The organism is Kribbella soli, assembly GCF_004331345.1.
Lineage (GTDB): Bacteria > Actinomycetota > Actinomycetes > Propionibacteriales > Kribbellaceae > Kribbella > Kribbella soli.
On the sequence record NZ_SJJZ01000003.1, the window covers coordinates 1,152,532 to 1,164,434 of the forward strand.

Below are 11,903 nucleotides of genomic sequence, written 5' to 3' on the forward strand. Positions count from 1 at the left end.
GACAGGAGGAACGGTGGCTATCGGAACACGCTCGACCCGTCAACGCGCGGCGGTCGCGCTCGCGCTCGACAACATCGACGACTTCCGGACCGCCCAGGAGATCCACCAGGAGCTCCGGTCCGCCGGTGAGGCCGTCGGTCTGACCACTGTCTACCGCACCCTGCAGGCGCTCGCGGACTCCCGCGAGGTCGACGTACTGCGCACCGCCGACGGCGAAACGGCGTACCGGCGCTGCTCGAAGGGTCACCACCATCACCTGGTCTGCCGCAACTGCGGCCGGACCGTCGAGGTCGAGGGACCGGCCGTGGAGCGCTGGGCCGACAAGGTCGCAGCCGAGCACGGGTACGCCGACATCAGCCACACGCTGGAGATCTTCGGCACCTGCCAGGAGTGCCAGCAGACCGCCTAGCCTTCGACGGACTTGATGAACTGCTGGTAGCGGCGCTGCCCGACCAGCCGCCAGATGACCCGGACGGGCGCTGGTAGGCCGGCCAGCATGCGTGCGGCTTCCTCGGGGCGGGCGGTCGCGAGCAGTTCACCCATAGCCGTGAACCGCTGGTTCGACTTGAACTTGCTGAACGCGATCTTCCCGAGGTGATCCCACTCGGCCTGGGTGATATGCGTCGCGATCAGCGGTACGACGTCGCGCTCCTCCTCCCCCAAGTGTTCGGCAAGTCGCGCGGACACGGTCTCGAGCGCGGCACCGAGCGAGTCCGCACCAGCAGCGGTCGGCGTCGTACGCCAGGCAGTGACCGCATCGCGGGCCGAGTCCACGGCCTTGTGGACAGCGGCGTGCTGCTGCTCCATCCGATGAATCAGGTCGGCCGACAGCTCGGCACGCTCGAGCAGCCGGGGCCAGAGCAGCTCGTCCTCGGACGAGTGGTGCGCGTGCAGACCGTCGAGCTGGAAATCGACGTACGCCGCCACCGCCTCGGCCCGCGACTCGGCCCCAGCGGCCAGCACATGCACCCTCGCCTGCTCGAACCCCCGCCGGATCACCCGGTGGATCAGTGCCATCTCCCACGGATCACACGCCCGTACGGCGTCAACCGGTGTTGCCATGTCCCTCCCCCTTTCACTAGTGGCCACCACTAGTGAATGACTACTGCTAGCGTGGGACGGGTGGGGAAACCTGTCAAGACGCCGAAGCGCACCCGTCGCGAGCAGGCGGCGGCGACCCGGGAACGGGTGATCCGCGCCGCGATCGAGGTGTTCGCCGAGGCCGGGTACGTCGGCACACGGATGACCGACATCGCCGGCCGCGCCGGTGTCGCCGTACAGACCGTGTACTTCGTCTTCCACACCAAGGCCGAGCTCCTGCAGGCCTGTTTCGACCACGCTGTCCTCGGGCCGGACCGGCTTCCGCCTCCGCAGCAGCCCTTCTTCGCCGAGATCTCCGCGGCGGAGTCCGGCCGGGCGGCGCTGGCCGCCTTCGTTCGCGGCAACACCGCAATCCTGACGCGCGTCGCGGTGATCAAAGAGGTCGCCGAATCGGCGCCCCACGAGCCCGATGCGGTGGCCGTGGTCGAGCGCAGCGAGCAGCTGCGGCGCGACGGTCTGGGCCAGGTGGTGGATCAGATCGCCGGGCGCTGGGGGCTGCGTCCGGGTCTCGACGCAGGCGACGCCGTCGACCTGCTGCTAATGCTCTCCACTTCCGGCCCGTTCCTCGAGCTGCGCCGCTACGGCTGGAGCGACACGAAGTACGCCGAATGGCTGACCGATGCGCTCGCCCGGGAGCTCCTCGCCTGACTGTGACTCAGGTCACCTTTGCCTTTGAGCGCGCTCTAAGGCATACCGTCGTAGACATGAACGCGACCGAACTGCTCACCCCGCCGATCGACCGAGATCTGCTGTGTCTGCTCGAGCTGCCGGAGGACCTGCCCGAGCAGCTGTCGATCGCCGAGGCCTCCGAGCTGACGGGCCTCACCGCGCACACCCTGCGGTACTACGAGCGCATCGGCCTCCTCGACGTACGCCGGGACACCGCCGGGTACCGCAGCTACGACCAGCGGGCGATGGCGCGGATCGTGTTCATCAGCAGGCTGCGCGCCTCCGGCATGCCGATCAGCACGATCAGCCACTACCTGGAGCTGGTGCTTGAGGGCGACCACACCGCACCTCAGCGACTCGCCCTGATGCAGGAGCACCGGGAGAGGATCCAGCGGCAGCTGCGCGACCTGCAGCTCGCCCTCGCGGTGACCGACTACAAGATCACCGTGTACGGCGGCACTGCCGCCCCGTAACCAACCACTCAGCTGAGCCGACCGTTACGCACGTTCGGCCGGCGCAGCCATGCCTTCTGATGGGAGAAATCATGAAACTGGGTAGCCAAGGCGCCGACGTCAGCCGCCTCGGACTCGGCTGTATGGGGATGAGCTTCGCGTACGGCGTGGCCGACGACAACGAGTCGACCGCGACGCTGCATCGGGCGCTCGACCTCGGCATCACGTTCCTCGACACCGCCGACATGTACGGCTTCGGCGCCAACGAGGAACTCGTCGGCCGGACCATCGCCGATCGCCGCGACGAGGTGTTCCTCGCGACGAAGTTCGGCATCACCGGCAATGGGCTGAACTCGGCGGCGCGGGGAGTGAACGGGTCGCCGGAGTACGTCCGGTCCGCGATCGACGCGTCCCTCCAGCGGCTCGGAGTCGACCACGTCGACCTCTACTACCAGCACCGGATGGATCCCGACGTACCCGTCGAGGAGACGGTCGGGGCGATGGCGTCGCTGGTCGAGGCCGGGAAGGTGCGGTACCTCGGGCTGTCGGAGGCGTCGGCGGAGACGATCCGGCGGGCGCACGCCGTACATCCGATCACCGCGGTGCAGTCCGAGTGGTCGTTGTTCAGCCGGGACATCGAGGAGTCGGTGCTGCCGGCCTGCCGCGAGCTCGGCATCGGGATCGTGCCGTACTCGCCGCTCGGGCGCGGCATGCTCACCGGCGCCCTGCCCACGGAGCTCCCGGCCGACGACTTCCGCCGTACCCTCCCCCGCTTCTCCGGCGACAACCTGGACGTGAACCTCGCACTGGTCGAGGAGATCCGCGCGGTGGCAGCGCGGTACGACGCGACACCCGGACAGGTCGCGCTCGCCTGGGTGCTTGCGCAGGGCAACGACATCGCGCCGATCCCGGGGACGAAGCGGCGCAAGTACCTGGAGGAGAACTTCGGGGCGCTCGACGTCGCGCTGTCCGCCGCCGACGTCGAGGCGCTGTCGAAGCTGACGCCGGTCGGCCTCCGCTACCCCGACATGAGCTGGGTCGCCGGGCAGACCGTCGCACAGGACTGATAAACTGACCGCAGTAAGCCTTCCGTACCGGACTCTTCCGGCGGGAGGCTTTTCTGCGTTCTGATCCGTTCTGAGGAGACCTATGTCTGATCTCGTGGTGCGCCGTGTCCAGCCGTCCGACCGACCGGTGATGGAGCGGCTGTGGCTGATGTTCCGCCACGACATGTCCGAGTTCCAGGGCCAGCTCCCGCGCCCCGACGGCAGCTTCCGCACCGAGTGGCTGGAGAAGGTCCTGACCGGCGATCCGGAGTGGGCCGGGTACCTGATCTCGCTGGGCGAGAACCCGGTCGGCTTCTGCTTCATGCGAGCGCTGCAGCAACCGGTGCATGTGCTGAACGCGTTCTTCATGGTGCGTCCGGTACGTCGCAGCGGACACGGACTGCGCGCGGTCCAGGAAGTGCTGTCGCATCACCCCGGTCCGTGCGACGTCGCGTTCCAGGGCAACAACGAGAAGGCGGTCAGGTTCTGGCAGCGGGTCGCGACCGAGATCTCCGGCGACGTCTGGACCCAGGAGGCCCGCCCGATCGCCGGCAAGCCCGACGCGACCCCCGACCTGTGGATCTCATTCAAGGTCTAGGGGCAGATCGAAGTACGCGAACAATGTCTGGTCGAAGAACGTGACGTTGTGCGTGATGCCGGCTTTGGTGACGGTGAAGACCTGCAGGCTGTGGGCGTGGTACCGCCCGTCGTCGGCGCGCACGTACGCGCCGACGGCGGGCTGGTCGTTCGCCATCGTGATGCGGAGTCGCCAGGCCGGGCCGCGCATCGCGTACACCCGCTCGATGAATCCGGCGTACGCGTCCTTGCCGACGAACCACAGCGGCGCAGGCGGCATCTCCAGTACGACGCGCTCGGCCAGCAACCGGGTCAGGCCTTCGACGTCGGCCGCCTCGAACGCGCGCACGTAGTCCTCGACGACCGCGCGGACCTCCCGGTCCGTCGGTTCGTTGACATCCTCTTCCTCGAGATCGACCTCCGCCAGCCGGGCCCGCGCGCGTTGGAGCGCGCTGTTCACCGACGCGGGCGTGGTGTCCAGCGCCGCCGCGACGTCGGCGGCGGGCCAGTCCAGCACGTCCCGCAGTACTAGCACTGCTCGCTGCCTGGCCGGCAGGTACTGCATCGCCGCGACCAACGCCAGTCGCAGACTCCCTCGGTCCGCCGACGCCACGGCCGGATCGGTCGGGAACGGCTGCAGCCAAGGGACATCGAGCGACGGCTCGATCGGCGCCAGTGGATCGGTCTCCGCACCGACGAGTCCGGACGGGAGAGCGCGCCGGCCTCGTCCCTTCAGCGCGGTGAGGCACGCGTTGGTCGCGATCCGGTAGAGCCAGGTGCGCAGCGACGCGCGCTCGGCGTCGTACGTGTCGATCGCCCGCCACGCGCGCAGCATCGTCTCCTGGACCAGATCCTCCGCGTCGTGCAGCGATCCGAGCAGGCGGTAACAGTGCGCCAGCAGTTCCCGGCGGTACGGAGCGACCTGTTGTTCGAAGTCGTCCACTGCTTAGAAGACGACGACCGAGCGCAGAACGTCCCCGTGATGCATCTTCGCGAAGGCGTCCTCGACCTCGTCCAGCGTGATCGTCTCGGACACGAAACGGTCCAGGGGCAGGCGGCCCTGGAGGTGGAGGTCGATCAGCAACGGGAAGTCGCGGGTCGGGAGGCAGTCGCCGTACCAGCTCGATTTCAGGGAGCCGCCGCGGCCGAAGAAGTCCAGGAGGGGCATGTCGAGGCGCATGTCTGGGGTCGGTACGCCGACCAGCACCACGGTGCCGGCCAGATCGCGCGCGTAGAACGCCTGCTTCCAGGTCTCCGGACGGCCGACCGCGTCGATCACTACATCGGCGCCGAACCCGCCGGTCAGTTCCTGCACCGCGGCGACGACCCCGTCGTGGTCGAGTCCCTTCGAGTTGATCGTGTGCGTCGCGCCGAGTTCCTGCGCGGTGGTGAGCTTGCGCTCGTCGAGGTCGATCGCGATCACCTTCGCCGCTCCGGCGAGGCGGGCGCCGACGACTGCCGCCGTACCGACACCGCCCGATCCGATCACGGCGACCGTGTCTCCGCGGCCGACGTTGCCGGTGTTGATCGCGGCGCCGAGACCGGCCATCACGCCGCAGCCGAGCAGGCCCGCGACCTCCGGCTTGGCGGCCGGGTCCACCTTGGTGCACTGCCCGGCCGCTACCAGGGTCTTCTCCGCGAACGCTCCGATGCCGAGCGCAGGGCTCAGCTCGGTGCCGTCCGCGAGCGTCATCTTCTGCTTGGCGTTGTGCGTGTTGAAGCAGTACCAGGGCCGGCCGCGCAGGCAGGCGCGGCAGTTGCCGCAGACGGCCCGCCAGTTCAGCACGACGAAATCACCCGGCTGCACGTCGGTCACGCCGTCGCCCACGGACTCCACGATCCCCGCGGCCTCATGCCCCAGGAGGAACGGGAACTCGTCGTTGATCCCACCTTCGCGGTAGTGCAGATCCGTGTGGCAGACCCCGCACGCCTGCACCTTCACGACCGCTTCCCCGGGACCCGGGTCCGGGACCGTGACCTCCTCGATCGACACCGGCGCACCCTTGCCAGCCGCCACCACACCACGCACCGTCTGAGCCATTCCCCGAACCTAACCGCCACAGCCTGCCCACGTCAGCCTCCACGGCGTGTGGGTGTGCCGTCAGAACAGGACGTAGTCGTCTACGTACACGACTCCGCCCGCCTGAACCCTCCCGCCGCGGCCCGGTTGACCCCACCACCTCCTGTTCTTACGTACACCTCTGTCCACCGGTCGGGGGACAGAGAGTCCGCCGGGCGGTGCTCCCGGGGGACGGTGCCGGGACGCGAGAGTTGAGGCATGGAGAACGACAACGCAGTGAGGGTGCGCGGCCTGGTCAAGCGGTACCCGGACAAGGTCGCGGTCGACGGTGTCGATCTGGACATCCACCGGGGCGAGGTGTTCGCCCTGCTCGGCCCGAACGGGGCCGGTAAGACGACGACCACGGAGATCCTGGAGGGGTATCGCCGGGCCGACGAAGGAGAGGTCAGCGTGCTGGGCACGGACCCGGCCCGCGGCGACCGCCGGTGGCGGAGCCAGCTCGGGATCGTGCTGCAGACCTCGCGCGACGAGGCGGAGTCGACCGTCCTCGAGCTGGTCAGCCACTACGCCGCCTACTACCCGAACCCGCGCGACCCGGACGAGGTGATCGCCGCCGTCGGGCTCGAGGAGAAGCGCAAGACCCGGCCGCGCAAGCTGTCCGGCGGTCAGCGCCGCCGGCTCGACGTCGCCCTCGGCGTGATCGGCAACCCGGAGCTGCTGTTCCTGGACGAGCCCACGACCGGCTTCGACCCCGAGGCGCGCCGGCAGTTCTGGACCCTGATCGAGAACCTGCGGACCAGCGGTACGACGATCCTGCTGACCACCCACTACCTGGACGAGGCCGAGCACCTCGCCGACCGGGTCGGGGTGATCGCCGACGGCCGGATGATCGAGATCGGTACGCCGGAGACGCTCGGCGGACGTGGCGCCCGGACAGCTCGGGTCTCCTGGAGCGACGCCGACGGCCCGCACGAGCTGCGCACCGACCGGCCGACCGCCGAGGTCGCGGCGCTGATGCAGCGCTTCGACGGCGAGGTACCCGAGCTCGAGGTCCGCCGCCCGAGCCTGGAAGACATCTACCTGGACCTGATCGGCAAGGCCAATGCCGCCGACGCCGCTGTCTCGATCGAAGCTGGAGCACTGTGATGGCCGACACGACTACGAAACCGCTGCCGTCGACGCTGTCGGTGGGCCTGGCCCGGACCAAGCTCGAGGTCCGCGAGTTCTTCCGCGAGAAGGAGGCACTGATCTTCACCTTCTTCTTCCCGATCATCTTCCTCGGCATCTTCTCCGCCGTCTTCGGCAGCACCGACTTCAACGGCGTCAACGCCGCGACCTACTTCCTGCCGGGGATGATCGCCTCCGGCATCTTCCTGAGCAGCTTCCAGTCGCTCGCGATCAGCATCGCGCTCGAGCGCGACGAGGGCCTGCTCAAGCGGCTCCGCGGTACGCCGATGCCCCCGCAGTCGTACTTCATCGGCAAGATCGGCCAGGTACTCGTCACCTCGATCGCACAGTTCGCGCTGCTGCTGGTGATCGCCGGGCTGGTGCTCGGGGTGGACATCCCGAGCGAGCCGTCGAAGTGGCTGGACTTCGCCTGGATCTTCATCCTCGGCGCGGCGTCGGGGTCGGTGCTGGGGATCGCGTTCAGCGTCGTACCGAAGTCCGGCAAGGCCGCGTCCGCGGTGATCACGCCGGTCGTCCTGCTGCTGCAGTTCATGTCGGGTGTGTACTTCGTCTACAGCAGCCTGCCCGGCTGGATGCGTGACGTCGCCTCGGTCTTCCCGCTCAAGTGGCTCGCCCAGGGGATGCGGTCGGTGTTCCTGCCGGACGGGTTCCAGGTGAACGAGCCGGGCGGTTCCTGGCAACTCGGCACCGGCGCGATCGTGCTCACCGTCTGGCTGATCGTCGGCCTGTTCCTCGCCCAGCGGGTGTTCCGCTGGACCCGCCGGGACGCGGGCTGATGAACCAGCTCACCGGTACGACGTCCTCCCTTCCGGAGCGGCGTCGTACCGAGCTGTCACCGGCGTGGACCGGGCCTCGTGTGTGGATCCTCGTGTGGAGGAAGATGGGGTCCGTGCAGAGCTCTCGCGGTGGCGCCGGACAGCCCGTGTGGACACGGACGCTCATCGGCTGGCACATCGTGTTCTGGGTGCTGCTCGGGATGACGCTGGCGCTGTCGTTCCTGGGCAACCTCGGGGCCGTGCGGCAGGCACTTTTCGCCGGCACGGTGGTGGTTCTCGGGGCGGCGTACCAGTTCATCGGACTGCGCGCCATCCGGTCCCGGCAGGCGCTCCCGTCGTACGCCTATCGGCTGGTGCTGATCGCCTGCCTGATGGTGCTGATCGGGATCTATCCGCAGTCGGTGTTCCTGATGTTCATCGCGTCGGCGCAGATCTGGCTGCTGTGCGCGGACATTCGCGAAGGGGTCGGGCTCAGCCTGCTGCTGGTGCTCGGCGTCGGTACGGCGCAGTTGTGGAGCGCCGGGTGGGGCTGGGACGCGTTCTGGAGCATCCTGCCGTGGATGCTGGTCAGTCTCGTGGTCAGCCTGCTGTTCGGGATCTGGATCGAGAAGGTGATCACCCAGAGTCAGCAGCGTGCCGAACTGATCGAGCAGCTCGAGTCGGCGCGGGACGAACTCGCCGAGGCGCACCACAGCGCCGGCGTGATGGCCGAGCGGGAGCGGATGGCGCGGGAGATCCACGACACGCTCGCGCAGGGGATGACGAGCATCGTGATGCTGGCACAGGCGGCGTCGGCCGAGCTGTCGCAGGGCGGTACTGACGGCGCTTCGGCCCGGCTGGCGGCGATCGAGGACACCGCACGGGAGAACCTGGCCGAGGCGCGGGCGCTGGTTGCCGCGTTCACCCCGGTTGCGTTGTCGGAGGCAACGTTGACCGAGGTACTGCGTCGGCAGGCGGAGCGGTTCGCGGCCGAGACGGGAGTCGACGTACAAGTCTGGCTGGATTTGCCGGACGACGAGGTCGCAGCGTTGCCGCAGGCGCAGCAGGTGGTGTTGCTCCGGTCGGCTCAGGAGGCGCTGGCCAACGTACGCAAGCACGCGGCGGCCACGCAGGTGCTGATCACGCTCGGGCTGTCGGACGGTCGGGTGTGGATCGAGATCTGCGACGACGGGACCGGATTCACACCGGGGTCGGTGTCGGGCGGCTTCGGGCTGAACGCCATGCGCGGCCGGGTCGAGGAGTCCGGCGGCACCGTCGAGGTGGAGAGTACGCCTGGTCGGGGCACCCGGGTCCAGGTCCTGATTCCGGCCGTACAGGAGGATGTGTGATTCGGGTTCTGGTGGTCGACGATCACCCGGTGGTGCGCTCAGGGCTGAGCGGGATGCTGTCGGTGACCGACGACATCGAGGTGGTCGGCGAGGCCGGCGACGGGGCCGAGGCGCTTGCGCTGGTGGAGTCGACCAAGCCGGACGTCGTACTGATGGATCTGCGGATGCCGCGGATGGACGGGGTCGCTGCTACCGGGGCGATCGTGTCCGGGTACGCGTCGACGCGGGTCCTGGTGCTGACGACGTACGACACCGACACCGAGATCCTGCACGCGGTCGAGGCCGGCGCCGCCGGGTACCTGCTGAAGGACACGCCGCACGCCGACCTGCTGAACGGGATCCGGGCCGCCGCCCGCGGTGAGACCGTGCTCGCCCCGCCGGTCGCGGCACGACTGATGTCACGTCTCCGTACGCCGGCCGCACCCGCCGCCGCGCAACCCTCGCCACGCGAGCTGGAGGTGCTGGCCGCCGTTGCCCGCGGTCTCAGCAACGCGGAGATCGGACGCGAACTGTTCATCGGCGAGGCCACGGTCAAAACCCATCTCCAGCGCCTGTTCGCCAAACTCGACGTCGACGACCGCACCCGCGCCGTCACCGTGGCGATCGAACGCGGCCTCCTCCCGTCACCAGGCCGCTAGCGCTCGACGCTGCTGCTCTGGGCCTTCCCATCCAGACGGCGGCGCAGGTCCTGCTGGGAGCTGCTCTCCGTGTGCTGGGCCGACGCTGGCCTGGGCGTCGTACCCGCCTGCACGTTCTTCGCCAGATCCTCGGCCGCCTTCTGCGCGTCCTTGGCCGCGTCAGACGCGCTGATCGCCTGATCGGTCGCCTTCGCGACATCGGCTCTCTTGGATCCGACTGGACCGCGTACGTCGCGCACCTTCTCCTGAGCGCTCGAGAGCTCGTTCCGCAGCTTGTCTCTCGTCGACGTGATCTCCTTCGCGAGCTGTTCGCTCCTGATCACGGGCGGATCCTGCTCGAACCGGAACACGATCGTCCGCGCCGCGTCGACCCGCGCCGCGGCCTCCGCGACCCCCTCCTCGGCCTTGTCGACGATCGCCTTGACGCCGCGAACGTTCGCCAGCTGGTCTTTCGGTCCGTCGTACTCCTCCATGCGGTCGAGCGCGTCGGCGTGCTCCATGGCCTTCTTCAGCTGCTCGCTGCTGACGCGCAGGTCGTCGCGCAGCCCGGCCAGGTCCTGCCACGGTTGCTGGAGCTTCGGCCGGATCGGTCCCGCCTCGCCCAGTGAGTCCCTGAACGCAGAACTCAACGCCGCGTCGGCCTCCTGCGACTCCGCAACAGCCCGTGGATCCTGGCTTTCCCACGCGGCCCGCCGCTTGGGAATCGCGTCCTGCTCCAACCGGGAGACCCGCTCGGCCGACCTGCCGAAAGACTGTACGTCCTTGAGCCGCAGGGTCAACGCCTGATCGACGGTCTCCGCCTCGTTCAGCAGGTTCTCGACGCGCCCGAGGGCCGCCCGGGCCCCGTTCAGCGCCGACGCGACCTCATGCGTCCGTCCTCTGACCTCGGCCAGATCCACCATCAGCTCTCCCAACGCGCCGCTTCACTCGCCTGCTGTCTGTTCGTTCTGCTGATCCTGCTGATCCTGCTGATCCTGCTCGTCCTGTTTCAGTCTGGCGCGCATGTTCTCGGCCATCTGCTGTACGTCGTCCCGCGCAGCGAGCAGTTCCCGCTCCGCGATCTGCCGCGGGGTCTCCTCCGGCGCACTACCACTCCCGTTGACTGTCACAATCAGCGTAGACGCGGCCGGACCCGTACCCGGTTCCCGGATCAGTTGCCCTGTGCCCGCAATTCTCCGCCGGCGACCTCGTTCGGGATCGCGCCGCCGTACCGCCGGTCGCGCTGCGCGTAGATCTCGATCGCCCTCCACAGGTCGCGACGGTCGAAGTCGGGCCAGAGCGTGTCCAGGAACACCATCTCGGCGTACGCGAGCTGCCAGACCAGGAAGTTGCTCGTCCGCTGCTCCCCGGACGACCGGACGAACAGGTCGACCTCGGGGATGTCGGGCGCATAGAGATGCCGCGCGATCGTCTTCTCGGTGATCCGGTCCGGCTTGAGCTTGCCGGCGGCAACCTCCGCCGCGATCGACTTCATCGCGTCGGCGATCTCCGCCTGGCCGCCGTAGTTCACGCAGAACTGCAAGGTGATGGTGTCGTTGTCCTTCGTCCGCTCCTGCGCGTACTCCAGCTCGTCGATCACGCTCTTCCACAACCGCGGCCGCCGCCCGGACCACACCACCCGGACCCCCATCGCGTCCAGCTCGTCACGCCGCCGATGGATCACCTCACGGTTGAACCCCATCAGGAACCGCACCTCTTCGGGCGACCGGGCCCAGTTCTCGGTCGAGAACGCGTACGCCGAGATGTACTTCACCCCGATCTCGATGCCGCCCTTGATCACGTCCAGCAACGACGCCTCACCGGCCTTGTGCCCCTCGGTCCGCGGCAGCCCCCGCTGCTTGGCCCACCGCCCGTTCCCGTCCATCACGATCGCCACGTGCCTCGGCACCAGCTCCTTGGGCACCACCGGCACCCGAGCCCCCGAAGGATGCCCCTCCGGCGCCACCACCACCTTCTGCTCCCCCCGCCCAACAACCCCCCGACCCCGACGACGACCAATAGGCGACATACCCGCCAGTCTCCCACCCACCCCGTCCCCACCCCCGCGCCCCCACCTCGAACGCCCCTCTGCAACAACCTGCAACCTGTGGATAACGCCCCACTTCGAAC

At 68.7% G+C, this 11,903-nt stretch carries 15 protein-coding genes; 9 read left to right on the forward strand and 6 right to left on the reverse strand.

What is annotated here, in order from left to right; genetic code table 11:
- Positions 1-13 precede the first annotated feature (13 nt).
- Positions 14-409, forward strand: a complete 396-nt coding sequence (locus tag E0H45_RS28290; protein ID WP_272949005.1) for a Fur family transcriptional regulator — start codon at positions 14-16, stop codon at positions 407-409.
- Here the strand turns inward: E0H45_RS28290 and E0H45_RS28295 are convergent.
- Positions 406-1,062 (reverse strand): hemerythrin domain-containing protein, encoded by a 657-nt coding sequence (locus E0H45_RS28295; protein ID WP_131342871.1) that lies wholly within the window; start codon positions 1,060-1,062, stop codon positions 406-408. The two genes, E0H45_RS28290 and E0H45_RS28295, sit on opposite strands and share 4 nt — an antisense overlap.
- 60 nt (positions 1,063-1,122) lie before the next feature.
- Here E0H45_RS28295 and E0H45_RS28300 point away from each other — a divergent pair, with 60 nt between their 5' ends.
- The 4 genes from E0H45_RS28300 (at position 1,123) to E0H45_RS28315 (ending at position 3,866) form a co-directional block, all read left to right on the forward strand.
- Complete coding sequence (locus E0H45_RS28300; protein ID WP_165546615.1) at positions 1,123-1,749, forward strand: TetR/AcrR family transcriptional regulator; 627 nt, start codon at positions 1,123-1,125, stop codon at positions 1,747-1,749.
- A 56-nt stretch (positions 1,750-1,805) separates the two neighbouring features.
- A complete protein-coding gene (locus E0H45_RS28305) occupies positions 1,806-2,243 on the forward strand; it encodes a MerR family transcriptional regulator (protein WP_165546616.1) in 438 nt (145 codons plus the stop codon).
- 71 nt (positions 2,244-2,314) lie between these two features.
- Positions 2,315-3,289 carry an aldo/keto reductase gene (locus tag E0H45_RS28310; protein WP_131342877.1) on the forward strand — a complete coding sequence of 325 codons (975 nt, stop codon included), beginning with the start codon at positions 2,315-2,317 and terminating at the stop codon, positions 3,287-3,289.
- Positions 3,290-3,371: 82 nt separating this feature from the next.
- Entirely contained in the window at positions 3,372-3,866 is a 495-nt protein-coding gene (locus E0H45_RS28315) for a GNAT family N-acetyltransferase (protein WP_131342879.1), read from the forward strand.
- Here E0H45_RS28315 and E0H45_RS28320 read toward each other — a convergent pair.
- Positions 3,852-4,787 carry a sigma-70 family RNA polymerase sigma factor gene (locus E0H45_RS28320; RefSeq protein ID WP_131342881.1) on the reverse strand — a complete coding sequence of 312 codons (936 nt, stop codon included), beginning with the start codon at positions 4,785-4,787 and terminating at the stop codon, positions 3,852-3,854. The genes E0H45_RS28315 and E0H45_RS28320 overlap by 15 nt on opposite strands.
- 3 nt (positions 4,788-4,790) lie before the next feature.
- A complete protein-coding gene (locus E0H45_RS28325; protein ID WP_131342883.1) occupies positions 4,791-5,885 on the reverse strand; it encodes an S-(hydroxymethyl)mycothiol dehydrogenase in 1,095 nt (364 codons plus the stop codon).
- 237 nt (positions 5,886-6,122) lie between these two features.
- On the opposite strand from E0H45_RS28325, the gene E0H45_RS28330 reads away from it, so the two are divergent.
- From E0H45_RS28330 to E0H45_RS28345, 4 genes are read left to right on the forward strand one after another with little or no spacing between them, the layout of a single operon-like run.
- Complete coding sequence (locus E0H45_RS28330; RefSeq protein WP_131342885.1) at positions 6,123-7,010, forward strand: ABC transporter ATP-binding protein; 888 nt, start codon at positions 6,123-6,125, stop codon at positions 7,008-7,010.
- Positions 7,010-7,828 carry an ABC transporter permease gene (locus E0H45_RS28335; RefSeq protein WP_131342887.1) on the forward strand — a complete coding sequence of 273 codons (819 nt, stop codon included), beginning with the start codon at positions 7,010-7,012 and terminating at the stop codon, positions 7,826-7,828. Before E0H45_RS28330 ends, E0H45_RS28335 begins: the two co-directional genes overlap by 1 nt.
- Complete coding sequence (locus tag E0H45_RS28340; RefSeq protein ID WP_238155326.1) at positions 7,828-9,156, forward strand: sensor histidine kinase; 1,329 nt, start codon at positions 7,828-7,830, stop codon at positions 9,154-9,156. The genes E0H45_RS28335 and E0H45_RS28340 overlap by 1 nt, the downstream gene beginning before the upstream one ends.
- Complete coding sequence (locus E0H45_RS28345; protein ID WP_131342889.1) at positions 9,153-9,794, forward strand: response regulator; 642 nt, start codon at positions 9,153-9,155, stop codon at positions 9,792-9,794. The genes E0H45_RS28340 and E0H45_RS28345 overlap by 4 nt, the downstream gene beginning before the upstream one ends.
- Here E0H45_RS28345 and E0H45_RS28350 read toward each other — a convergent pair.
- Genes E0H45_RS28350 through E0H45_RS28360 form a run of 3 tightly spaced genes read right to left on the reverse strand, consistent with a single transcriptional unit; the run spans position 9,791 to position 11,802 of the window.
- Entirely contained in the window at positions 9,791-10,696 is a 906-nt protein-coding gene (locus E0H45_RS28350) for a hypothetical protein (protein WP_131342890.1), read from the reverse strand. The genes E0H45_RS28345 and E0H45_RS28350 overlap by 4 nt on opposite strands.
- Positions 10,697-10,717: 21 nt before the next feature.
- Positions 10,718-10,903, reverse strand: coding sequence for a hypothetical protein (locus tag E0H45_RS28355; protein WP_131342892.1), 186 nt, complete (start codon positions 10,901-10,903; stop codon positions 10,718-10,720).
- A gap of 41 nt (positions 10,904-10,944) precedes the next feature.
- Complete coding sequence (locus E0H45_RS28360) at positions 10,945-11,802, reverse strand: isoprenyl transferase (protein ID WP_131342894.1); 858 nt, start codon at positions 11,800-11,802, stop codon at positions 10,945-10,947.
- Positions 11,803-11,903 lie beyond the last annotated feature (101 nt).